Below are 23,804 nucleotides of genomic sequence, written 5' to 3' on the forward strand. Positions count from 1 at the left end.
TATTAACTGACCAGTTTCCTGGCCTGTTTGATGGCCTCGGCTGCATTTTCGGCGTACCCGTCGGCGCCAATCTGGTCTACCCATTCCTGGGTTACCGGGGCGCCGCCGAAGAGGCATTTAACCCCGGCCCTAATACCTTCTTCGCCCAATGATGCCAAGATGTCCCGCTGGGCAGGCATTGTAGTGGTCATCAGGGCTGAACCGGCAATAATGTCCACATTAAGCTCTTTGGCCTTAGCCACGACTTCGTCAACCGGGATGTCCCGGCCCAGGTCAATAACTTCAAAGCCGCTGGCGGCAAGCATGGTTTTGACAATATTCTTGCCAACGTCATGGATATCCCCCTGTACCGTGTGTATGAGAACTTTACCCAGTGAGGCTTTATTTTTTTCTTCCACTGAAATGGTGGAAGTCAGTACATTCACTGCGGTTTCAAAGGCTTCAGCAGCAAGCAGAATCTGGGGTACGAAGATTTCACCTTCATCGAATAATTCACTGATGGTATTCATTCCCTGGGAAAGACCCTGTTGAATAGCTTCAATGGGATCCAGGCCTGCTGCCAGAGCTTCTTTTGCAGCTGCTTCGGCCTGACCGGCATCAAACTCTTCGATGGATTTTTGCAGTTTACTTAAGATGTTGTCTTTACTCATTTGTGTCACCTCCTTTCATTCCCGGCTTGATCTCTCGGGCAGCTGCCACCATTGCCAGAAGATTACCGGTGGTAGTGGCGGGGGGGACGGCACAGCCGGGTGAGATTAGAGCTACACCATCCTGATACCCTTTTAGTACTTCCCCGGCGACAGCTTCCGGGGTCCCCTGAAAGAGGGTCTTTACAGGGTCAATGGCGCCGATAATGGGTACTTTAATGCCTTCCTCCCTGAACTTGCCAAGAGCGCCGGGAATATCAACGGTATGCTCAACACTGATGGCAGCAGCGCCTGTTTTGGCGATATCCGGCATCAGGGCATCCAGTTTGCCGCAGATGTGTATAATAGTAGGTGCTTTAATTTGTTCGATTTGCATTTTCTGATAAGGAACCGCCAGTTCCCGAAAAATCTTCGGGCTGATCATATCAAGGGAGGCCATCATGTCTTCCACTACAATTACATCGGCCCCGGCCTCGATAAGTGCATTGGCCAGAACTGTGCCGGCTTTTTCGGCGAATTCAATATATGGCCTGACTGCATCAGGTGTTTTAAAACTTGCCATCAGCAGTTCCGTTATTCCCAACAGACTTGTGGCAATGCTGAAGGGGCCGATGACACCGGCCATTACCACCACCTGATCACCTATATTTTCCTTAAGCAGTTTAACTGCCTTGATTAGCTCAGGAATTCGGCCGCGCTCCAAAAAATCCGCGGGGAATTGGGGGCGATCGCCGATTTTCAATGGGTGAACATTAATACTGGGTAAGTTCGTCTTGCCACCGTCTTTCAGACCGGATCCAAGGGCTTCGGCCTCAAAGGTTTGGCAGTAGGGAACCCGGACGGCGTCCAGCCCCAAAATGGAATAGCCGCCGGCTGCCAGGGCTGCCATTTTGATACCGTCATTATGTGCTTCCGGCCACCCGACCCCCAGTTTTTCCATTTGTTCATACGTAGCATGCTGGTTAACACAGATAACAGGTAAACAATCTGTTTCTTCACCCCGGAGAGCTGCTAAAACCCTTTCCCGGGAAGTCATTTCCAAAGCCATTTTGATCTACCTCCTGTTAAATAAAATTTTTTAATTGGAGGAGAGTCCGGGAGTCCAACCCGGCTGCACAGATTTAGAGTCTGTGTGGTCCTGCCGACCAACCCTCCGTGTTAATAGTATTAATTCCGAATAACTTTTAGTTGGGAATTAAGATAAAATGCCCTAATGATAGAGAATATCTCTCCGTCATTAGGGCTGCAGCGCCCGGGGTTATACACCATTGTAACCTGATGTCAGTAAGAAAAAAAGCGCTTGCCAGAGATGTTAGTCTCCGGAAAGCGCCATTGCTCGATACGTCTGTGTATCATTTGATTTTTGATATTTTAAAGTTTAGCACATAGGAATTATTATTGCAACACTTTTTTTAACGAAGGTTAAAATAGTTTTTAACCATTGGTTAATCTTTAGGTTTAAACTTTGGAAGGTGGGGGGAGGTATTTAATGTATGGTTAAAATAACACCCGAAAAAAACGAAAAAATATGTTGACTGGTGAAACTAACCATGCTAAAATAAATCAAAATTAAATATCTGATACGTTGATGTATCTGTTAGCAGTGACGCTTTTTTGGAAGGGATACTTCCTTAAAAGCGTTTTTTATTTTGGATTTTCATACCCCAGGATTCTTTGTAGTATTTTTGGGTTGAGCAAAGATGCTCTCTAGCGGGAATTGGCGCCGATTCCTGAAGGAGAGCATATTTGTTTGATTGGATAAATTAATGTTAGGGGTGACGCCGATGAAGACTTCCAAATTAATTCTAACTTTAACGATGCTGTTAGTATTTGTTTCGCCTGGCATGTCCTGGGCTGCTGACGCTCCGGTGGTTGATACCGGGGATACTACTTTCATTTTAATATCTGCAGCCATGATTTTGTTAATGACTCCCGGTCTGGCACTTTTTTATGGGGGCATGGTGCGTAAAAGGAATGTATTAGGTACCACAATGCAAAGTGTTATTGTGATGGCCTTGATTTCAGTACAATGGGTTGTTATAGGATATACTTTGGCTTTTGGGCCTGATATTGGTGGATTTATTGGTGGATTGGACTGGTTTGGCCTGAAGGGTGTTGGGCTGGATCCAAATCCGGATTATGCGGCAACTATTCCAGCCCAGTTATTTATGGCCTTTCAGATGATGTTTGCCATCATTACGCCGGCTCTTATTTCCGGCGCTGTTGCTGAGAGAATGAGATTTCCGGCCTACATTGTTTTTATTCTGCTTTGGGCAACATTGATTTATGACCCGGTGGCCCACTGGGTATGGGGTGTGGGTGGCTGGATCCGCAGCCTGGGCGCCCTTGATTTTGCCGGTGGTACTGTAGTGCATATAATTTCCGGGGTATCTGCTTTGGTGGCTGCTTTGGTACTTGGAAAGCGTAAAAACCGCGCCAGCGACCCCACCCTGCCGCATAACATTCCAATGGTAGTTTTGGGTGCCGCATTACTCTGGTTTGGCTGGTTTGGTTTCAATGCCGGAAGCGCCCTGGGTGCAACCGGCATTGCTGTGGCAGCTTTTGTAAACACCAATACGGCTGCAGCTGCTGCCGCGTTGGCCTGGTTATTAGTGGAATGGAGGCATCATGGCAAACCTACCGTGCTTGGCCTGGTCAGTGGGGCCATAGCCGGTCTGGTTGCCATTACCCCCGCTGCCGGTTTTGTTACACCGATGGCTGCAATTGTAATTGGTTTAATTTCCGGAGTTCTATGTTACTTCATGATTGCTGTGGTTAAGGGCAAACTTGGTTATGATGATTCTCTTGACGCCTTTGGTATTCACGGCATTGGCGGTACATGGGGGGCTATTGCAACAGGTTTTTTTGCTACCACTTCTGTTAACCCAGGGGGCGCTAACGGACTTTTCTACGGCGATCCTTCGCTGGTAATCAAACAAGTTATTGCTGTAGTGGTTACTTACCTGTTTGCCGCAATTGGCACATTTGTTATCCTGAAAGCGATTGGTCTGGTTTTTGAACTCAGGGTATCCCCCGAGGAGGAAGAAGCAGGTTTGGATATCACCCAGCATGGTGAGGATGCCTATCGGGATTTTGCCTCAGGCGGGTCGGCAATCAGAAGCTCGAAAGTATCCGGCCATACTCCGGTGATTCAAGCAAAGTCTATTAATTAGGAGGTGTTACCTTATGAAAAAGATTGAGGCCATTATTCGTCCCTCTAAACTGGATGATATCAAAGATGCCCTGGGCAAATTTGGTGTTCATGGCATGACAGTAACCGAAGTAATCGGATGTGGTTTGCAAAAAGGTAAAAAGGAGGTTTACAGGGGCACTGAGTATACAATTGACCTTTTACCCAAGATAAAAGTGGAAATTGTTATCAAGGATAAATGGGTTGACGAGGTTGTCAGGATATTTATCAATACGGCGCGAACCGGTGAAGTAGGTGATGGCAAAATATTTGTTTACCCTGTCGAAAATGCTGTCCGCATTAGAACCGGTGAGGGCGGGGAAGATGCCATTTGAATAAATTTGATGTTGCAATCTTGAAAAACTCTGCTATAATGATTTATATAGATAGTATGTCATCCAAACACAAAATAATAGTGATACAATGAAGTATCAACATGTGGCGAGGAAGCCCTCAGAATTTTAAGCGAAAGCTTTTAATTCGAGGGCTTTTTTATATTATAGCGGGAAAGGAGGGATTGCTTTGGGGGAAGCAAGGGTGGTCATAGCAGACCCGGACGCCCAGTCACGAAAAGCGCTTAAAGCGATACTTAACCAGGCGGGACATCTGGTTACCGGAGAGGCGGAAGACGGTTTAACGGCCCTGAAGCTGATAAGAACCAGACAGCCTGACCTGGTAATTTTAGATGCCAGAATGGCTGTTATGGATGGCTCCGAATTTGCTTATATAGTCGAAGAGGACGGTTTAGCTCCGATAATATTGTTGACTTCCGGAGATCAGTTTGCCATACAAAAAGAAACTGATGAGCAGCAGCTCTTCGCTTATGCTATCAAGCCGGTTACCGAGCAGAGCCTGCTTCCCGTTATTGACATCGTGATCAAGAACTACACGAGAATCAGAACTCTTGAACAGGAGGTATCAAGGCTCAAGGACGTTATTGCAACCAGAAAACTGGTCGAAAAGGCCAAGGGAATTCTGATGGATAGTTATAAGCTGACCGAAAGCGAGGCCTTTAAAAGGATCCAGAAACAGAGCATGAATAAGCGTGTATCGATGAAATCTGTGGCCAAGGCAATCATTCTGGCTCATGAAATAAACATGTAAAAGAATAACCGGGGATACAGGGTTGTATCCGCACTATGGCAATGACGCTTGAAATCAAGGTTTTCAGACCTTTATTTTGGGCGTTTAATTTTTTCTCCAAAAAATAAAAATTTCTGAAAGGTGTGTGTTTACATGGATAAGAAACAAGTATTGGAAAAAGCAAGAGAAATGAATGTAAAGTTCGTCCGCTTGCAGTTTACCGACATTTACGGGGTGATGAAAAACATGGCCATTACTGTTGAACAGCTGGAAAAGGCCCTTGACGGTGAATTAATGTTTGACGGCTCTTCTATCGAAGGCTTTACCCGGATTGAAGAATCCGACATGTACCTGAGACCTGACCCGGATACCTTCCTGGTCTTTCCATGGAGGCCTAAAGATGGCTCGGTTGCCAGACTGATCTGTGATGTTTATATGCCGGACGGAACTCCCTTTGAAGGTGACCCCCGTTATGTCCTCAAAAAGGCCCTTAAGGAAGCGGCTGATATGGGTTACTCCATGTATGTAGGCCCTGAGGCCGAGTTTTTTCTCTTCCTGGTTGATGAACACGGCAGGCCTACTACGGTTACCCATGACACTGCCGGTTACTTTGACCTGACTCCTGTGGACCTGGGTGAAAACGCCCGCCGCGACATGGTGTTAAATCTGGAGCAGATGGGATTTGAAATTGAGGCTTCACACCACGAGGTGGCTCAGGGACAGCATGAAATTGATTTCAAATATGCTGATGCCCTTGATGTTGCTGACAAAGTAATGACTTTTAAGCTGGTTGTCAGGACAATCGCGCAGCGCCACGGACTGCATGCCACCTTTATGCCAAAGCCGATATTTGGGATTAACGGCTCTGGAATGCATATCAACCAGTCACTTTTTAAAAATGGCGCCAACGCCTTTTATGACCCCAATGGCATGAAGAAACTCAGTGAGGAAGCCTATTACTATATTGGCGGTTTATTAAAACATGCTCGCTCCTTTGCTGCCCTAACTAATCCAACAGTGAACTCCTACAAAAGGCTGGTTCCCGGATATGAAGCTCCTGTTTACCTGGCCTGGTCAGCAGCTAACAGAAGCGCCCTGGTACGAATCCCTGCCAAGCGCGGCGCCAGTACCCGTGTTGAGCTGAGAAACCCGGACCCGTCCTGCAATCCGTACCTTGCTATAGCTGCCGCCCTTTCTGCCGGTTTAGACGGTATCAAAAACAAAATCAGTCCTCCCGCAGAAATGGCCGCTAACATATACAATATGACAGCTGCGGAAAGAGATTCTGCCGGAATTCAGAGCCTGCCGGCCAGCCTGGCAGAAGCGGTGGAGGAACTGAAGCAGAACGAGGTTATGAAAAAAATGCTGGGTGAACATGTGTTTAACAAGTTTGTAGCAGGCAAACAGATAGAATGGGATAATTACAGGATAAGAGTCAGTCAGTGGGAAATCGACTCTTATTTAAGCACATATTAATTGTAATTTGAATAGGGGCAGATATGTTCCTCCGGCAGGCTACATCTCCGCCGGCAGCAACTCCCGCTTCGCGGGTCGTTGGCCGGACGGACGACAGACTCTGCCTTCCGGAACACATCTGCCCCTAACTTTATGACTATTAATATATGTTAAATAAGAAGTCTCACGAAAATTGTTCAAGGTCTGGCCTTGGACTTTTTTATATTGACGCTAAAGCCTTCCGGTTTTATAATTATTTATAGGTGTAATTTGCACGCTATGCAAAAATACATATGGTGCAAAACGGTTAGGATGCAGAGCAGAAAAAGGGGAGGGTTTGGATGACTGACCAGACAATGCGGGAACGTAAAAAAGAAGCTACCAAAGCCGGAATTTTAAATGCCGCCATAGAACTGATAAACACAAATGGTTTTACGGCAACCACCATGCAGCATATAGCCGGGAAAGCGGATGTAGCCCTGAGGACCCTCTACAATTATTTTCCTTCCAAAGAATCCATTGTAGCAACATATCTGCATATTGTTGTCGAGGACCAGGCCCGAAAAAGATGGGATCAGATTATCAGCCTGGACTCAACTTATAACCGGCTGCTGGCTATGTGCCGGATATCAGCCCAATGGATGACCGAAAATGCTACTTTAATTGAGGTTTATGCATTAGACCCGCGGCATTACTTTTACGGAGTGGAAACCGATGAAATACCAAGGAGTGGTTATGAGGATTTTGTAGAACAAGTGGTTACCCTGGGGCAGAACCAGGGGGATATTTCCCCTATGTTTTCTGCTGCCGTGATTACTCAGCATTATATGGGTGTTTATTACTCGAATATTCTTACCTGGCTGGGGAACCCCGAGCAGGACTTGCTGGAGATATTTAAAGAGGGGCTGGATGTTTTTTATCAAGGGATAAAAGCAGAAAGTGTTGATGCCGGGGTTGTTCTTGCAGGGATGTTTTTTTGATTCCGGTTAAAGTTTCATGGGAGGGGCTTAAAGATGAAGATAACTGAACTTGCGATTAAACGTCCATCGGCAATGTCGATGATTATAATGTTTTTCGTAGTCATGGGTATGTTTGGCTATTCTAAAATTGGTTCTGACCTGTTTCCGAAGGCTAATATTCCTGTTGTTACCATTATCAGTGTCTACCCCGGCGCGGGGGCGGAGGAAATGGAAAACCAGGTGGTTGATGAGATAGAGGAGGCCGTCTCCTCACTTAGCGGTCTGAAAGACACCAGGTCGTGGATTGCTGAGGGGATAGCCACAACTGTAATGGAATTCACCATGGCCACAGATGTTGACATAGCATCAATGGATGCCCAGAAGGCTGTCGACAGGGTGATGATGAAACTGCCCCAAGACATGGAAAAACCCATTGTCCAGAAGGTGGATATGAATGCTGATCCCGTACTCATCCTGGCGGTTTCCGGAGAACGTCCTTTAAACGAGCTTTATGAGATAGCAAATGATACCGTTAAGGAACGTCTGCAGACAGTACCCGGAGTAGCTTCGATTAATATTGTTGGAGGCAAAAAACAACAGGTCAGGGTAGAGATTGACCGTGTTAAGCTGGAGTCTTACGGCTTGTCTGTTAATCAGGTGGTCGGGCTCTTACGGGCAGAGAATCTCAATGTCCCCAGTGGCAACATCAAGGGGGATACAATGCGTTATGACGTGAGGCTGGTGGGGGAATTCCAATGCCTTGCCGATATTGAAAAACTGCCGGTTCCACTTCCGGCAGGAGCAACTGTCCCGCTTCGGGAAATCGCCTCAGTAAAAAATTCTTTCGCTGAGGTGGAAGAATACAGCCGGCTTAACGACAATGAGGCTGTAGGGCTGATTATTCAGAAACAGAGTGATGCCAGTATTGTCGACACCGCTGAGGGTCTCAGGGATGAACTGGACAGCTTAAAAGCTGTTATGCCGCAGGATATCAATATTGTAGTATCAGACGACAGTTCCACCTTTACTAAAGACTCCCTGGCAGATACACAGCGTACTCTGGTGGAAGGCGTTATTATGACCGGGTTGGTACTCCTGTTTTTCCTTCGGGAATGGCGGTCACTGGTTATAGTAATGCTGGCAATTCCTACATCGATTATCGCTACGTTTATGATGATGTACTTCTTTGGGTATACCTTTAATATGCTGTCACTCATGGGGCTGTCCCTGTGTGTCGGTATCCTGGTTGATGATTCCATTGTGGTTCTGGAAAATATCCACCGTCATTTGAGGATGGGCAAAGACGCTGACACAGCGGCTATAGAGGGGCGTGGGGAAATTGGCATGGCTGCTATTGCCATCACTCTTTCCGATGTGGTGGTCTTTGGACCGATTGCCTTTATGCAGGGTATGGTAGGACAGATGTTTAAACAGTTTGGTCTTACCGTGGTTGTGGCTACCCTGTTCTCACTTTTTGTGTCATTTACCCTTACTCCGATGATGGCTGCCAAGTTTTATAAATATGTTCCCGATAGCGGGCAGAAGAAGAAAAAAAATCGCCTCTGGGAATGGATTGGCAGTAAAACCGGAAGTCTGGGTGAGTTTATAACAGCAATTTACCGGAAGACACTTGTCTGGGCGCTGGATAACCGCTTAAAAGTTATTGCCGTGGTACTCGCAGGTGTAATCGCTTCCCTTTGTCTGATTCCCGTAATCGGCTTCGAATTTATGACCAAGGCTGACCAGGGTAAGTTTAAAGTAACTGTGGAAATGCCGCCGGGAACAACTCTGAACGTAACTGACAAGGTTGTCAGGAACCTGGAAGGCAGGCTGGAAAAGATTCCTGAGGTGTCACATACCTTTTCTACTGTAGGCGGCGGAACCAGTAACACAAGTTTCATCGGTGGCGCCAGTTCACCTCACCTGGCAAGCATCCAGGTAATCCTGAAGCCCAAAAACGAGAGGGACAAAAGTGTCTGGGAAGTTGCCGACATAGCCCGCGGCTGGGAAGATTACCCAGGAGTTACCATAAAAATTCTGGAGGCCCAGATGGCAGGTCTCAATTATATGGAAGCTCCTATTATGGTGGAGATCCGCGGGTCAGATATGAACGTCCTGACAGACCTGGCCGGGAAAGTCCGGGGAATAGTAGAGAAAACACCCGGAACTGATGATGTCTACATGTCATGGGAGGAAAACGCTCAGCCCGAATTCAAGGTGGTTATAGACCGTGACAAGTCATCAGCCATGGGTCTAACCACCGCCGAGGTGGCTCAGGCGATGCGGGCTGCCATGGCCGGTGAGGAGGCCTCAACTGTAACCATTGACAACAAGGAAATGGATATTTGGGTTCAGTTAAGCGATGTCAACCGGAAAAGCCCGGAAGACATAGGAAATATAACTGTTTCCAACCGTTTTGGACAGACATATTTAGTTAAGCAGCTCGCTGACATAATTCCTGCCAAGGGTCCTACCGAAATCAGACATAAAAACAGGTCCCGGATGGTAACAGTCCTGGCAAATTACAAGGGTGAATCTCTGTCAACAATTGTAAACAACATTGAGACCGAAGTTGCCAAACTTGATATACCTAATGGTTATGATATCGGCTATGACGGTGAGATAAAGCAGATGAATGATTCCAATACAGACCTGGCTCAGGCCCTGGTTTTGTCTCTGGTGCTTGTTTATATGATTCTGGTGGTCCTTTATGAATCATTCTTGACCCCTTTTATCCGAATGCTCTCTCTCCCCTGCGGGATTATCGGGGCCATGCTTGCTCTCCTGCTGACGGGCAACACCCTGAACATCCTGTCAATAATAGGCCTAATTATGCTTGAGGGTTTAGCGGCTAAAAACGGTACACTGCTGATTGACTATACCAACACACTGATGGAGAGGGGCGCAAGCCTTAGGGATGCACTGTTGGAGGCAGGGACAACAAGACTCAGGCCTATTTTTATGACTTCAACTACAATGATTTTTGGGATGCTTCCTACTGCCATGGCCCTGGCTGCGGGCTCGGAGATTAGGAGGGGGATGGGTATTGTATTGGTTGGGGGGCTCTTGACCTCCACCATTCTGACCCCCATTTTAATTCCGGTTGCTTATACCCTTTTGGATGACCTGAAACAGCGGCTGATACGGAAAATAAGAAAAAGAAGAGAAAACAGGGCTGCAGTGAGCGGCTAATATTATTGACAAGGTCAATAATATTGAACGCTAAAAATGTTATAGGACAGGGGTAGATGTGTTCCGGAGGGCGGAGTCTGTCGTCCGTCCGGCCCGCGACCGCAAAGCGGGAGCGGCTGCCGGCGGAGATGTCTGGGGGTCCCCCCGATCCGTCGAAGCCCCGGCCTTTCTGAAAGGCCGGGGTTCGGTAACGGATTGGGGGCCCCGCCCGAGGAATTCATCTACCCCTGTCCCTTGGTACATTTTAATATCAAAAATATGGGGTTTGTCAATCAGTTGAGGGGCTGTCTCAGACAGCCCCTGTAACAATGGTTGACAGTTTCCGGTTTTTGGTGTTTAATTAATTTAAAATAGCTCTGGAGGTGGTTTGATGAGTTTTTTCAAGAAGCTGACGGATACTGCCAAGAGTACTGCTAATACACTCAGTTCAAAGTCACAGGAACTTTATACTGCAGGGAGATTGAAAATAGAGCAGACACAAATTGAGGGCAAGATTAAGGACAAGAAAACACAACTGGGAGATCTGGTCTATAAGGCTTTCGCGTCAGGACTGGAACCAGGCAGTGCGGCTGCTGCGGTTTGTGAGGAAATCAAGGACCTGGAAAGACAGGTTGCTGAGCTTGACCAGAAGATGCAGGAAGAACAGGCACAGGGACAGCAGGCCGGACAGCAAGCTGCCGGACAGCAGCCGCCGTTGTCGGAGCAGGCTTCACAACAGTCTGCCGCTGCAGCCAACTGCCCCAGATGTGGGGCTGCGGTTGAGCCGGGAGGCAAATTTTGCCCGGGGTGCGGCGGTCAACTGTAATTACATAGTTATTCGTGTGTCGAAAAATGTCGCTAATTTATTATGGTTGGCGACGTTTTTTTCAAGACAATAGGAGGTATTTTTGTTACAATATCAGTTAACTGTTGTTGCAAAAATCTGAAAAATACAGAGGTATCATATGGAACAGATTAAGCAAAGCGCTTTAACCGATCACTTTAATCCGGTGTTTTTTACCCTGTGCTTTGGCAGCCCTGTTTGTGCCTTTATAGTATCACTCTTTATAATTAGCGCCATAACCGCATCCGGAGGAGAGACTTCACTTACCGGTCAGTGTCTCACAGAGTTTCTGACGTATTACGACCAATATATGGTGAATGAATTCCTGAAGATATTTTCGAACAATTTTTTTATTGTTGTGCTGCTGGTATATTTCACACCTCTTGCCCTTCTCCTGCGCAGGGTATGGCAGAAATTGCGCAGCCGGAGTGACGATATTTCGGCATTTGAGAAGGTGCTGTTGTACCTGTTCCCAGCTATTTTTCTGATTCGCCAGGCAGTGAACATTGCTGTTATTTTAAACGGGACTTCTACAAGTATCAGCAAAAATGTGATGCTTATCTTTACGGGAATTATTCTCCCGCATGGACTCCCCGAACTGCTTGCAGTAAGCCTGGCCGGTGCAATTGGCATGGAAGTAACCAGAAGGGTACTTTTTTCCAATGTTTCCGGCCCCCTTGTAAAAGCCCGGGTATTGGGGCTATTAGGGGTCTTTACTGCCTTATGCGCTTTTGTTGAGGTATATTTTACTCCGAAGATCTTTTCAATATTAATGGTGGCCACGGGAATCAATTAAATGGCCGGTAAAACCGTCTGGGCGGATACCGGTCATTTAGTTTTTTGCAGTAAATGATATAATATAAGGTATGGTATCAAATTAAAAACGGAGCTGATATCGTGAATCTTGAGGCAATCAAGGATTTAATAAAACCGGTGCTCAAAAGAATGCCCGCTTATTTAAAGCTGGCATGGGCATTATCCAGAGAGCCTTCACTGACAACCGGACAAAAGGCGTTATTGGCTATGGGCGCCTTTTATGCCGTTTCACCGGTTGACCTTGTTCCGGGATTTATCCCGGTTGCAGGACAAATAGATGATATATTGGTTGCTTTAGGAAGTCTTAAAATGGTCCTGAAAGGTCTGCCACCGGAAATCGCAGCCCGCTATCAGACTGAATATGGGATCACAATAGAAGAAATCGACAGTGACCTGGATGCTGCCAAACGAATTTTGGCAGCATTGCTGGGGAAGGCAGTCAAATTATCTGCTAAAGGGATATATCTGACCGGCAGGGCAGGTTTGAGATTGTTAGGAAAACTTGTGAAGCAGCGAAAAATGAAAATATAAAAGCATAAAATTTGGTTGACACAGGAGCAGAGGTTTATTATAATAAAACTATACCAAACGGGTAAACAATATTTTTTTATCTGGAATGTGGACAAAAAATGTATACAAATTAGTAATTAATAGAAGGGGGTACATAATATGGAGTCAAATGAATTTAAAAAAGACATCTTGGAGCAGGGTGCTATCGTACAGAGGGACAGGGAGACCTATGCCATAGCTCCGCATTTACCGGGTGGGATTACTAATACGGCCACCTTGAGAAAACTGGCTGATATCGGTGATAAATACGGATGTAAATTGGTAAAGGTTACCTCTGCGCAGCGGATAGCTTTGGTGGGTCTGAAGGAAGAAGATTTAGAAAACGTTTGGGCCGAGCTTGACATTGAGAAGGGTGCGGCAATAGGATTTTGTGTCCGAAGTGTAAAGATTTGCCCTGGGATTGACTTTTGTAAGAGGGCCAAACAGGACTCTGTCGGAGTTGGCTTGGCCATAGACAGGAAATATCATGGTATGCAGCTGCCAAATAAATTTAAAATTGGTGTCAGCGGTTGTCCGAACTGTTGTGCCGAAAGTGCGGTAAAGGATATTGGAATTGTTGGGACGTCCAATGGTTTCAAGGTTATGGCCGGCGGAAATGCAGGCGGGCAGCCGAGAATTGCTGATACAATTTGTGAAGGGAAGAGCGCCGAGGAGGTCTTGGAAATAGTTGACAGTATCATCACCCTGTATCAAAAGGCGGCCCGTAAAGGGCAGCGCCTTAGCAAATTCATCGACAAGGTTGGTATAGACAGCCTGACCAGGTTTATTGACATACCTGCCGGGGAGAAAGGAAAAGCTATGGAGGAAATAAGCCAGATGAACTCTTAAATAAAAAAGGGGGACTTCAAAATGACAGAGCTGCATCAGGTTTACAAATGCGGTATATGTGGGAATATAGTTGCGATGGTGCATACCGGAAAAGGGCAGCTAGTGTGTTGTGAGAAGCCGATGGAATTGAAGCAGCCTAATGTTCAGGATGCCAGTGTAGAAAAACATGTACCGGTAGTTGAAATCGCCGGTAACCGAATAAAGGTCAGTGTTGGCAGTGTACTGCACCCGATGGTGGATAAACACTATATTGAATGGATTGAAGTTATCGGGGGTGATAGAACCGAGCGGAAGTTTCTAAAACCGGGAGATGAACCGATAGCTGAGTTTTTTCTGAATTCGGATAATATCGAGGTTAGGGCATACTGCAATTTGCATGGTCTGTGGAAGAAGTAGTGTCAGCATAAAAAACAGGCAGTTCCCTTTTTAGGAACGGCCTGTTTTTTTCTGAAGCTATTTTTACCTTTTACTTAAATTTCACAGTTACATCTTTGGGAAGCGCCAGTCCGGTAGATGCCTCGACTGCTCTTAATATTCCAATGGGAACCGGGCAGGTGAGATGGGGAAGTGTCTCCTGAGCTGCGGCCAGGACCTGGGATTTACCTTTCTTAAACAATTCATCCATTGCATTGACTTCATCCAGCTTTTCCGCCAACTTTTGCACGTGTTTGCATTGACTTTGGATATCGAGTTTACACTGGTATTTAGACTGACTCTCTGCCTGCACATTTGTTGAAAAACCGCAGATTCCTGCATCAATTTCAACTTGGGCCATATTTCTCATCTCCTCTGCATTATTTTAGAAACATAGGGGGTACGGGTATGTGTTCCCTAGATATTATGTTTCTATTTTAAGCATTCACAAACCATATGTCAATCAAAAACAATGGTTTTTAGCTCTCTATGGGTATCCAAAAAATACATCCAAAGAGCTATTGACAAGGCAAAAAGGATGGTGATAAAATATAGGCATACCCGGTAGGGGTATAGGCGATTCGAAAGGGGTGAAGTTATATGGCCATTGCCAAAATCGACCTAAATTTATGTGAGAAGTGTGCAGTATGTGATGCCATGCTGGCATGTCCCATAGATGCTATAACTCATCACTGGGCTGAGGACCTTGTTCACAACGGTCCTGTGGAAATAGATACTAAAAGGTGTCTCGGCTGCGGCAAGTGTGAAAGGGTATGCCGCGGCAAGGCAATTACAATGAGCTAGCTGAACTCACTTAATATAGATTCTTGACCCCGGGCCCAGCATCCCGGGATTTCTTTTTCTTAAAACAGAAAATGGGGAAATGTTTCCCCATTTTCTTTAAATAGATTGATGTTTAGTTAGTGAACCACTGGGTCCAGAAGTGGTGGTAGCTGCCGGCGGTTGTGTATGCATAGCCGACACCGATTTTATTGAATTTGGAACTCATTATATTTGCCTTATGTCCGGGGCTGTTCATCCAGGCGCGGACAACAGATTCGGGTGATGTCTGGCCTGAGGCAATGTTTTCACCTGCATAGCGGTAACTGATACCAAAGGTCTTCATCATTGCAAAGGGTGAACCATACGTAGGTGATGTATGACTGAAGTACCTGTTATTAACCATGTCTTGTGATTTTGCCGTAGCGCCTTTCATGAGCAGAGTGTTGGCAGCCAGAGGATGCAAACCTGCTTTTTGGCGCTCTATGTTAACCAGCTCAACTACTCTTTTCTGGAATGCACTCATTTGGTATCCGGGTGCAGGAGCAGGAGCCGGTTCTGGAGCAGGAGCCGGTTCTGGAGCAGGAGCCGGAGCAGGTGCCGGTTCAGGTTTTGGAGCAGGTGCAGGAGTTGGAGCCGGAGCCGGTTGTGGAGTCTGTGAAGCCCTGATTTTGTATATTAGACTCCATACCGATTGAAACGAGGCCGAGTTGTATGTAGCCGCATAGACAGGAGTCACAAAGGCAGCTGACAGGAACATGGTTACAACGAGAAGGGACAGTATTCTTTTCAATTTCATTGTAGTCTCCTTTCAAATCAAAAAATTTGCGGAATTTTTTTGGATCATTTGCGGGTACTGCCGATTTTGAAAATATGGTACCACTTATCCGGCGCATCACCTCCTTTACGAAATTAAATATTAGTAAACTAGTGTAATGTTAACATAAAAAGCCTTTTTTATATGTTTCAACCATCATTTACTGATTCCCTTTAAGTAAAATTTGCCAGTGTTTACAGAGGAAATACCGATTAACTCCGTGTTGACATAATATAAGGAGCGCCCCTAGGAGCGCTCCTTATAATGGTCAATGTTTAGCTGGTAAACCACTGGGTCCAGAAGTGATGATAGCTGCCACCAGTTGTATATGCATAGCCGACACCGATTTTATTAAATTTGGAACTCATGATGTTTGCCCTGTGTCCGGGACTGTTCATCCAGGCACGGACAACAGATTCGGGAGATGCTTGGCCTGAGGCAATGTTTTCTCCCGCATAACGATAACTGATGCCAAAGGTTTTCATCATGTTAAACGGTGAACCATATTTCGGCGAATTATGGCTGAAGTATCCATTATCAACCATGTCCTGTGATTTTGCCGTAGCGCCTTTCATCAGGAGCGGGTCTGCAGACAGAGGCTGAAGGCCTTCTTGTTGACGTTCAATGTTAACCAGTTCGACCACTCTTTTCTGAAATTGACTGAACTGTTGTCCGGCGACTGGTTTCTGCTGCGGCTCCGGCTGTGGTTCGGGTTTTGGCTGTGGCTGCGGAACCGGTTGCGGCTCCGGCTGTGGTTCAGGTTTTGGCTGTGGCGCCGGAACATCAGCTGTGGCTGGAGAAGGTGCAGAGTCTTGACCATTAATCATGTCCTGAACATGGTTCCAGATAGACTGTACATTAGGGGCCGGCACCTCAATTGAGGCCGCAAAAACCGGAGATACAAAGGTAACTGACAGTAGCAGGGTAGTTGCTAGTAAAGATAGTAATTTTTTAATAATCATTGATCAGTCTCCTTTCATCTAGTAGGATAATGGTGTACATGGTAACGGCAGGAAAATGAAAGATTTCACAATTCCAGTCATATCACTAGTCACAACCATACACTAAATCACAACCATACACTAAATCACAGCCATATCAATAATAAAGCACCTCTTCTTAACTCCGACAGGAATTAATGGCAGCGGTGCGGACTTAATGATAACTTTCTTGATGGTGAAATTCAAGGCTTTTCAGCAAATACCTTCAAGTAAATAATGGATACCATATTACGGAGGGGCTTGCCGAATATCACATCAAAGTATACAATAATAAGCAATAAAATAAGTATTGCATTTGACGTGATTTGTGATATAATTGTTACCAGATAAGAGGATGGTTTATCTTAAAATAAATATCCCGGATACAATGATGTATCATTTTGGGAATCTGAGCAACGGCGCTCACGAATGACAGGGTGTATAAACCTGTTTTTGTGGGCGCTTTATTATTGATCTGAAGCTTATTGTTCATATAAGATTTTTTGGAAGGGAGGGGCAATCTTTTTAAGCTGTTTCTCATGCAGCAATACTTTTAATACTTATATAGAAAGGTGTGTTAACAATGACGTTAACCAAAGAAGATGTTTTACTAAGGGCAAAAGAAGCTGATGTTAAGTTTATCCGGCTGCAGTTTACAGATATCTTCGGGGTTTTGAAGAATGTAGCCATTACTATTGAGCAGCTTGAAAAGGCTCTTGACGGGGAAATAATGTTTGACGGCTCATCTATAGAAGGTTTTGTGAGGATAGAAGAGTCTGATATGTACCTTATACCTGATCCCAATTCATTTGCAGTTTTCCCGTGGCGGCCCAGGGAGGGCTCGGTGGCCCGCCTGATCTGTGATGTATACAACTACGATGGGACTCCTTTTGAGGGATGTCCGCGAAATACGCTGAAAAGGGCTCTCGCTGAGGCTGCTGAGATGGGCTTCAGTATGAATGTGGGTCCTGAAGCTGAATTTTTCCTCTTCCATACCGATGCTGAGGGTAAACCGACCACAATAACCCATGATAAAGCAGGGTATTTTGACCTTACCCCTGTGGACCTCGGTGAAAATGCCCGCCGGGACATGGTTATGACCCTTGAGGAGCTTGGTTTTGAAATTGAGGCCTCACATCATGAGGTAGCTCCGGGGCAGCATGAGATAGATTTTAAATATGATGATGCCCTGGATATTGCAGACAAAGTTATGACTTTCAAATTCGTGGTGCGTACCGTTGCCCAGCGTCATGGACTTCATGCAACCTTTATGCCGAAACCCATTTATGGTATTAACGGGTCGGGAATGCACCTCAATATGTCACTGTTTTCGGGAGAAAACAATGCGTTTTATGACCCCAACACCCCTGACCAGTTGAGTGATGTGGCTAAATATTATATTGGCGGCCTGATTAAACATGCCAAGGCCATGGCTGCAATTACCAATCCCACCGTAAATTCATATAAACGTCTGGTTCCGGGATATGAAGCTCCGGTATATATTGCCTGGTCATCCCGGAACAGGAGTCCTTTAATCCGCATCCCGGCGAAGCGAGGTGTCAGTACCAGGATTGAACTGAGAAATCCTGACCCGGCGTGTAACCCGTATCTGGCAATAGCTGTTGCGCTGAAAGCGGGTCTTGACGGAATTAAAAACAAAATACAGCCGCCACCGCCGACAGATAAGAATATTTATGAAATGACTCTTGAAGAGAGACTGGCTGAAGGTATTGAAAATCTGCCGGCAAGTATATATGAGGCGATTCAGTATCTGTCCAGGGATGAAGTCCTCAAATGCGCTCTTGGCAATCACGCTTATAACCGTTTTATTGAAGCCAAGATGATTGAGTGGGATAAGTACAGAGTACAGGTCCATCCCTGGGAACTGGATGAATACCTGGCAGTATACTAAACAAACTTTGCTGAATGACGGTGTGCCGGCTGAGGATGTTGTTTAGCCGGTATTCCTTTGACCTCTGCCAGGAAAAACTTAACATAAATGTTAAAAAAAGTAGGTGGAATAGATGGATAAAGTTTTTCCCAGAATTCCTTCAGGTTGTGCCATCAGCGGAATCATGAACAAAAAGGGGCAGTGTATTCCGGGGACTGACATAATCAAATCAATAGCCCTGATGCATGACCGTTCCAACGGCCTGGGCGGAGGATTCTCCGCTTACGGGATTTATCCTGAGTACAAGGAACATTATGCCCTGCATGTGTTTTATGACTGCTTGAATGACAGGGTGGCCGCAGAGGATTTTATTAATGAACACTTTAATGTTGATACCAGTGAACTGATTCACACCAGGAAGGTGAAGTCGATAACCAATCCACCTCTGATATGGAGATATTTCGTGCAGCCCAAGAAAAACAGGCTGTCAAACTCAGAACTGACAGAGGACGAATACCTGGTCCGGTGTGTGATGAAGATTAACAGTTCTTACAAAGGCGCGTATATATTCTCCAGCGGCAAAAACATGGGAGCTTTCAAGGGGGTGGGATTTCCGGAGGACATCGGCGAATTCTACCGTCTTGAAGAGTACAAGGGATATATCTGGACTGCTCATGGCCGTTTTCCGACAAATACCCCGGGCTGGTGGGGCGGGGCGCACCCGTTTACCCTGCTGGACTGGTCAATAGTGCATAATGGTGAGATTTCTTCATATCATGCAAATGCCCGCTTTTTGGAGATGTTTGGCTACAAGTGTACCCTGCAGACAGACACGGAAGCCATTACCTATATTTTCGATTACCTGATGAGAAAACAGGGCCTTCCTCTGGAAATGGCTATAGCTGCTGTGGCTGCTCCCTTGTGGAAGGAAATTGACCGCATGGATGCTGAGCGCAGGGAGCTTTTTCGGGCGCTGAGGACTGTTTATAGCAGCCTCCTGATTAACGGCCCCTTTTCAATTATCCTGGGGACCGCCAATGGGATGGTGGCCTTAAATGACAGGATAAAACTGCGTTCCCTGGTTGCCGCGACCAAAGGAGATTTTCTATATGTGGCCAGTGAGGAGTCTGCCATCAGGGAGATTTGCCCTGAACCGGAAAATATCTGGATACCAAGGGGCGGCGAACCTGTTATCGGGATGTTGGAAGGAGTGAACACTATATTATGAGCCTTGACTACACAACTCCGGAATTTTTAATAGAACGAAACAGGGACAGGTGTATTAATTGTAAGGTATGTGTTAACCAGTGTGCCAATGAAGCCCATATATATGATGAAGAGGAAAACAGGGTTATCTCTGATGATGTTAAATGTGTCAACTGCCACAGGTGTGTGGCTCTGTGTCCCACCAGGGCCCTTACTATCAGAAGGTATCCCCTGGAATACCGGCAAAACGCCGGATGGACTGCTCATGATATTAACAGTATTTACAAACAGGCTGCTTCAGGAGGAATTCTGCTTACAGGTATGGGTACAGACCGTAATTACCCGATTTTCTGGGATCATCTCCTATTGAATGCCAGCCAGGTTACCAACCCTTCCATTGACCCACTTCGTGAGCCTATGGAATTGAAAACATTCCTGGGCCGTAAACCTGATTCCCTGAAAATAGAGAACGGTCGGCTGGCAGAAAAGATGCCTCCCCAGTTGGAACTGGAATTACCCATCATGTTTGGCGCTATGTCCTTTGGTTCAGTCAGTCTCAATGTGCAGAAGTCATTGGCCAGAGCGGCGACAGAATCAGGGACATATTTTAACACCGGTGAGGGCGGCCTGCACAGTGACCTTTACCGGTACGGCGGGAATGCTATTGTTCAAGTAGCCTCAGGACGTTTTGGCGTATATTCCGAATACCTGAATGCCGGATCTGCCGTGGAAATAAAGATTGGTCAGGGCGCCAAGCCGGGTATCGGCGGTCATCTGCCGGGTGAAAAGGTAGGCCGGGAGGTATCCCTGACCCGGATGATTCCTGAAGGAAGCGACGCCATCTCACCTGCTCCGCATCATGATATTTATTCCATTGAAGATCTGGGCCAGCTGATTTTTTCCCTTAAGGAAGCAACTAATTACCAAAAGCCAGTTTCTGTAAAAATTGCCGCTGTTCATAATGTGGCTGCCATTGCGTCAGGGATTGTCCGTGCGGGCGCTGATATTGTTACAATTGACGGTCTGCGCGGCGGTACAGGGGCTGCCCCTCTGAGGACACGTGACAATGTGGGGATTCCCATAGAGCTGGCTCTGGCGGCTGTGGATACCAGATTGCGCGAGGAAGGGATCAGGAACAGGGTATCTCTGGTAATAGCAGGCAGTGTCCGGAACAGCGCTGATATTGTGAAGGCTGTGGCTCTTGGAGCAGATGCAGTATATATTGCTTCAGCAGCCCTGATTTCCCTGGGCTGCCACATGTGCCAGAAGTGCTATACCGGAAAGTGCAACTGGGGTATTGCGACCCAGAATCCCAATTTGGTGAAGCGGCTTAACCCTGACATAGGAGCACAGCGTGCTGCCAAACTGCTCAGGGCCTGGACGCTTGAAATCAAGGAACTGCTTGGTGGCATGGGCATAAATGCCCTGGAGAGCCTCAGGGGGAACAGGCTGATGCTGCGGGGTGTGGGCCTTTCTGAAAAGGAACTGCAAATACTTGGCGTCAAAGCAGCCGGAGAGTAGGAGGGGAACTATGAAGAGAGTTTATGCCAAAGAAGATGTCTGTGCCGGATGCAAACTTTGTGAAGTATACTGTACAGCTGCTCACTCCCAATACCCGAATGATATTGTAAAGGCCTTCAAAAAAGGAGTTCCGCCATTATCCAGGGTTATTGTAGAAGAGAACCGACCGGTTTCTTTTGCCCTGCAGTGCCGCCACTGTGCTGAGGCCCCCTGTACTAAGGCGTGTATCACCGGCGCCATGTATAGGGATCCGGAAACGGGAATCGTCACCAATGACGAAGACCGCTGTGTTGGCTGCTGGACCTGTGTCCTGGCCTGCCCTTTCGGGGCGATTCGGAGAGACGAATCAGGTAAAAAGGTGGCTTCTAAATGTGATTTGTGCAGCAGGGGTGATGGGGTCCCCGCCTGTGTGGCCAACTGCCCCAATGAAGCCCTGGTGTTTGAAGAGAGGGAATAATGCCTGGTCAAACTAAGGAGGGACGGAAATGGACTATGTTATTATAGGTAACTCCGCTGCTGCCGTCGGCGCTGTTGAGGGAATCAGGCAGGTTGACCGGGAGGGCCGGATTACCGTGATTTCGGATGAGCCTTACCATACTTATTCCAGGCCTCTGATTTCATATTGGCTGGCCGGAAAAGTTGCTGAAGATAAAATGATGTTCCGGAAAGAGAATTTCTATGAAATCAACAATGTTAATTCAATGCTGGGCAGCAGGGTCCGCAGGATTGATTTTGAGGACCGGAAGGTAGAACTGGAAGACGGGACCGTTGTTCCTTATAAACGCCTGCTTGTAGCTGCAGGCGGGAAGCCGGTTATCCCACCTGTGGACGGCCTGGACAAAGAGGGAGTTTTTACTTTTATAAAGCTTAATGATGTTAAAGAAATCAAGCATGCGGCTGCTGCCGGTAAGAAGAAAGCCGTGGTTATCGGCGCCGGACTGATAGGCCTGAAAGCAGCTGAAGCCTTGAACAGGCTTGGTATTGACGTTACTGTTGTGGAACTTGCCAACCGTATCCTGCCGGCCATACTTGATGAGGAGTCAGCACAGATGGTTCAGGGATACCTGGAAGGAACGGGAATCAAATTTATTCTTAATAATAGTGTTTCAAAAGTAATCGGTGATGCTGAAGTGACCGGAGTCACCCTCAGAGATGAAACCGTCGTCAAGTGTGATATGCTGGTTGTCGCCATTGGGGTAAGGCCTAATACCGGTCTGGTTGAAGGACGGGTCAGTGTTAACCGGGGTATCCTGGTCAATGAAAAAATGGAAACCAGCCTGGACGGTGTATATGCTGCCGGTGATGTTTCCGAGGGCTTTGATATCAGTTCCGGCGCTAACAGGGTACTGCCGCTGCTGCCTAATGCATATCTTCAGGGAGAGGCGGCAGGCCGCAACATGGCTGGGGTTGAAACCATATTTAATGGCGGGCTGGCAATGAATGCGATTGGTTTTGGGGACCTCCCGATGCTTACTGCTGGAATTGTAAAGCCTGATTCAGAGGAATTTGAGATCCTGGTCAATGCTGATCCTGAGACTTGTTCTTACCGGAAGATTATTTTGAAGGATAATAAGATTGTAGGCTATATTCTGCTCAATAAAGTAGACCGTGCCGGGATACTTACAGGTTTAATCAAAGAAAAGACAGATATTACACCATTTAAGGAGCGGCTTATGAGTCCCGGATTCGGATATGTTGATTTTCCCGAGGCGGATAGAAAAGCCAGGTTGAGCGGGGGGGCGGTACAATGATAAAAACGATAGATGCAAAAGGGTTATATTACAGGCAGCTTAATGACATGATCCAGGAGGCTGTTGATGAGGGGGCTGCAAAGATCGTCCTGACTAATGTCAATGGCCAAAGGTATATCGGCACGAGGGTAGGGAGGCCTGTTGAGATAGAGATAAAAGGTGTGCCGGGGAACGACCTGGGAGCATTTATGAATGGATCTACCGTCATAGTTCGTGATAACGGGCAGGATGCGATAGGCAATACGATGAATTCGGGTAAAATTGTGGTTCACGGCCATGCCGGGGATGTCCTGGGATATGCCATGCGGGGCGGGAAACTTTTCATCAGGGGTGATGTGGGTTACCGCGTGGGAATTCACATGAAGGAGTATGAAGATAATATTCCTGTTATCGTAGTGGGCGGGACAGCCGGCAGCTTCCTGGGTGAATATATGGCCGGAGGTATTTTGGTTGTGTTGGGACTGGAGCGCAAATCCGGCAGACCGATTACTGGGAATTATCTGGGTACAGGGATGCACGGAGGGGTAATATATGTGAGAGGTGAAGTTGATTCAACTCTCCTCGGCAGCGAGGTTGCTGTGTTTGAGCTTGATGAAGCTGATAAAAAACTTCTCGGCAGCTGCCTTAATGAATATTGTAATGATTTAGGTATAGACTATGAAGAGGTAACTAAAGAAAACTTTGTCAAACTGATACCGGTTTCCCACCGTCCTTACGGAAACCTGTATACTCCGGCATAGACTTGGTCGTAAGACGCGCACATGGGACCTTAAATACATGCCCAAAAGGATGACGGAATGCCGGCATGTGAGTTGACTGCAGTATATACTCTGGTATATAATAGGGTGTATACTTGATGTTATACTTGGTATTATACGCTT

23 protein-coding genes are annotated in these 23,804 nt (G+C 46.6%); 18 read left to right on the top strand and 5 right to left on the bottom strand.

The genetic code is table 11. The features are described from left to right. Nucleotides 1-2 precede the first annotated feature (2 nt). Nucleotides 3-650: a corrinoid protein gene (locus Ga0451573_RS16465; protein ID WP_231685252.1), complete on the bottom strand. Its 648-nt coding sequence runs from the start codon at nt 648-650 to the stop codon at nt 3-5. Further along, complete coding sequence (locus Ga0451573_RS16470) at nt 643-1,695, bottom strand: MtaA/CmuA family methyltransferase (protein ID WP_231685253.1); 1,053 nt, start codon at nt 1,693-1,695, stop codon at nt 643-645. The genes Ga0451573_RS16465 and Ga0451573_RS16470 overlap by 8 nt, the downstream gene beginning before the upstream one ends. Nucleotides 1,696-2,431: 736 nt before the next feature. On the opposite strand from Ga0451573_RS16470, the gene Ga0451573_RS16475 reads away from it, so the two are divergent. The 11 genes from Ga0451573_RS16475 (at nt 2,432) to Ga0451573_RS16525 (ending at nt 13,959) form a co-directional block, all read left to right on the top strand. Continuing rightward, complete coding sequence (locus Ga0451573_RS16475) at nt 2,432-3,820, top strand: ammonium transporter (protein WP_269438356.1); 1,389 nt, start codon at nt 2,432-2,434, stop codon at nt 3,818-3,820. 13 nt (nt 3,821-3,833) lie between these two features. After that, entirely contained in the window at nt 3,834-4,172 is a 339-nt protein-coding gene (locus Ga0451573_RS16480) for a P-II family nitrogen regulator (protein WP_231685254.1), read from the top strand. A gap of 187 nt (nt 4,173-4,359) precedes the next feature. Further along, the gene (locus tag Ga0451573_RS16485; protein ID WP_231685255.1) at nt 4,360-4,941 is read left to right on the top strand and encodes an ANTAR domain-containing response regulator; all 582 of its coding nucleotides are present in this window, start codon (nt 4,360-4,362) and stop codon (nt 4,939-4,941) included. 132 nt (nt 4,942-5,073) lie between these two features. Then, a complete protein-coding gene (gene glnA / locus Ga0451573_RS16490) occupies nt 5,074-6,396 on the top strand; it encodes a type I glutamate--ammonia ligase (RefSeq protein ID WP_231685256.1) in 1,323 nt (440 codons plus the stop codon). Between the two features lie 320 nt (nt 6,397-6,716). Beyond that, nucleotides 6,717-7,355, top strand: coding sequence for a TetR/AcrR family transcriptional regulator (locus Ga0451573_RS16495; RefSeq protein ID WP_231685257.1), 639 nt, complete (start codon nt 6,717-6,719; stop codon nt 7,353-7,355). 33 nt (nt 7,356-7,388) lie between these two features. Beyond that, entirely contained in the window at nt 7,389-10,526 is a 3,138-nt protein-coding gene (locus tag Ga0451573_RS16500; protein ID WP_231685258.1) for an efflux RND transporter permease subunit, read from the top strand. 370 nt (nt 10,527-10,896) lie between these two features. Then, nucleotides 10,897-11,331, top strand: a complete 435-nt coding sequence (locus Ga0451573_RS16505; protein WP_231685259.1) for a zinc ribbon domain-containing protein — start codon at nt 10,897-10,899, stop codon at nt 11,329-11,331. Between the two features lie 139 nt (nt 11,332-11,470). Beyond that, the gene (locus Ga0451573_RS16510) at nt 11,471-12,145 is read left to right on the top strand and encodes a stage II sporulation protein M (RefSeq protein ID WP_231685260.1); all 675 of its coding nucleotides are present in this window, start codon (nt 11,471-11,473) and stop codon (nt 12,143-12,145) included. Between the two features lie 101 nt (nt 12,146-12,246). Then, nucleotides 12,247-12,696, top strand: a complete 450-nt coding sequence (locus Ga0451573_RS16515; protein WP_231685261.1) for a YkvA family protein — start codon at nt 12,247-12,249, stop codon at nt 12,694-12,696. Nucleotides 12,697-12,834: 138 nt separating this feature from the next. Continuing rightward, entirely contained in the window at nt 12,835-13,563 is a 729-nt protein-coding gene (locus Ga0451573_RS16520) for a ferredoxin-like domain-containing protein (RefSeq protein WP_231685262.1), read from the top strand. A 21-nt stretch (nt 13,564-13,584) separates the two neighbouring features. Further along, nucleotides 13,585-13,959, top strand: a complete 375-nt coding sequence (locus Ga0451573_RS16525) for a desulfoferrodoxin (protein WP_231685263.1) — start codon at nt 13,585-13,587, stop codon at nt 13,957-13,959. 70 nt (nt 13,960-14,029) lie between these two features. Here the strand turns inward: Ga0451573_RS16525 and Ga0451573_RS16530 are convergent, their stop codons facing one another. Next, nucleotides 14,030-14,338, bottom strand: coding sequence for a DUF6951 family protein (locus tag Ga0451573_RS16530; RefSeq protein WP_231685264.1), 309 nt, complete (start codon nt 14,336-14,338; stop codon nt 14,030-14,032). A 239-nt stretch (nt 14,339-14,577) separates the two neighbouring features. Here Ga0451573_RS16530 and Ga0451573_RS16535 point away from each other — a divergent pair, with 239 nt between their 5' ends. After that, a complete protein-coding gene (locus Ga0451573_RS16535) occupies nt 14,578-14,781 on the top strand; it encodes a 4Fe-4S binding protein (protein WP_231685265.1) in 204 nt (67 codons plus the stop codon). A 112-nt stretch (nt 14,782-14,893) separates the two neighbouring features. Here the strand turns inward: Ga0451573_RS16535 and Ga0451573_RS16540 are convergent, their stop codons facing one another. Together Ga0451573_RS16540 and Ga0451573_RS20185 are read right to left on the bottom strand one after the other, a co-directional pair. Further along, a complete protein-coding gene (locus tag Ga0451573_RS16540; protein WP_231685266.1) occupies nt 14,894-15,556 on the bottom strand; it encodes a CAP domain-containing protein in 663 nt (220 codons plus the stop codon). A 293-nt stretch (nt 15,557-15,849) separates the two neighbouring features. Beyond that, nucleotides 15,850-16,536: a CAP domain-containing protein gene (locus Ga0451573_RS20185; RefSeq protein WP_337833082.1), complete on the bottom strand. Its 687-nt coding sequence runs from the start codon at nt 16,534-16,536 to the stop codon at nt 15,850-15,852. Between the two features lie 601 nt (nt 16,537-17,137). Between Ga0451573_RS20185 and glnA (Ga0451573_RS16550) the strand changes: the two genes are divergently transcribed. From glnA (Ga0451573_RS16550) to Ga0451573_RS16575, 6 genes are all read left to right on the top strand, one after another. Next, nucleotides 17,138-18,466 (top strand): type I glutamate--ammonia ligase, encoded by a 1,329-nt coding sequence (glnA, locus tag Ga0451573_RS16550; protein ID WP_231685267.1) that lies wholly within the window; start codon nt 17,138-17,140, stop codon nt 18,464-18,466. 112 nt (nt 18,467-18,578) lie between these two features. Further along, nucleotides 18,579-19,673 carry a class II glutamine amidotransferase gene (locus tag Ga0451573_RS16555; RefSeq protein ID WP_231685268.1) on the top strand — a complete coding sequence of 365 codons (1,095 nt, stop codon included), beginning with the start codon at nt 18,579-18,581 and terminating at the stop codon, nt 19,671-19,673. Then, entirely contained in the window at nt 19,670-21,172 is a 1,503-nt protein-coding gene (locus Ga0451573_RS16560; RefSeq protein ID WP_231685269.1) for a glutamate synthase-related protein, read from the top strand. Before Ga0451573_RS16555 ends, Ga0451573_RS16560 begins: the two co-directional genes overlap by 4 nt. Nucleotides 21,173-21,182: 10 nt before the next feature. Continuing rightward, on the top strand, nt 21,183-21,629 hold the full coding sequence (locus Ga0451573_RS16565) for a 4Fe-4S dicluster domain-containing protein (RefSeq protein WP_231685270.1): 447 nt from the start codon (nt 21,183-21,185) through the stop codon (nt 21,627-21,629). Nucleotides 21,630-21,657: 28 nt separating this feature from the next. Continuing rightward, nucleotides 21,658-22,923: an NAD(P)/FAD-dependent oxidoreductase gene (locus Ga0451573_RS16570; protein ID WP_231685271.1), complete on the top strand. Its 1,266-nt coding sequence runs from the start codon at nt 21,658-21,660 to the stop codon at nt 22,921-22,923. Next, nucleotides 22,920-23,663: a GltB/FmdC/FwdC-like GXGXG domain-containing protein gene (locus Ga0451573_RS16575; protein ID WP_231685272.1), complete on the top strand. Its 744-nt coding sequence runs from the start codon at nt 22,920-22,922 to the stop codon at nt 23,661-23,663. The genes Ga0451573_RS16570 and Ga0451573_RS16575 overlap by 4 nt, the downstream gene beginning before the upstream one ends. The last annotated feature ends 141 nt before the right edge of the window (nt 23,664-23,804 follow it).

The organism is Phosphitispora fastidiosa, assembly GCF_019008365.1.
In the GTDB taxonomy this organism is placed as follows: Bacteria; Bacillota; Thermincolia; order Thermincolales; family UBA2595; genus Phosphitispora; species Phosphitispora fastidiosa.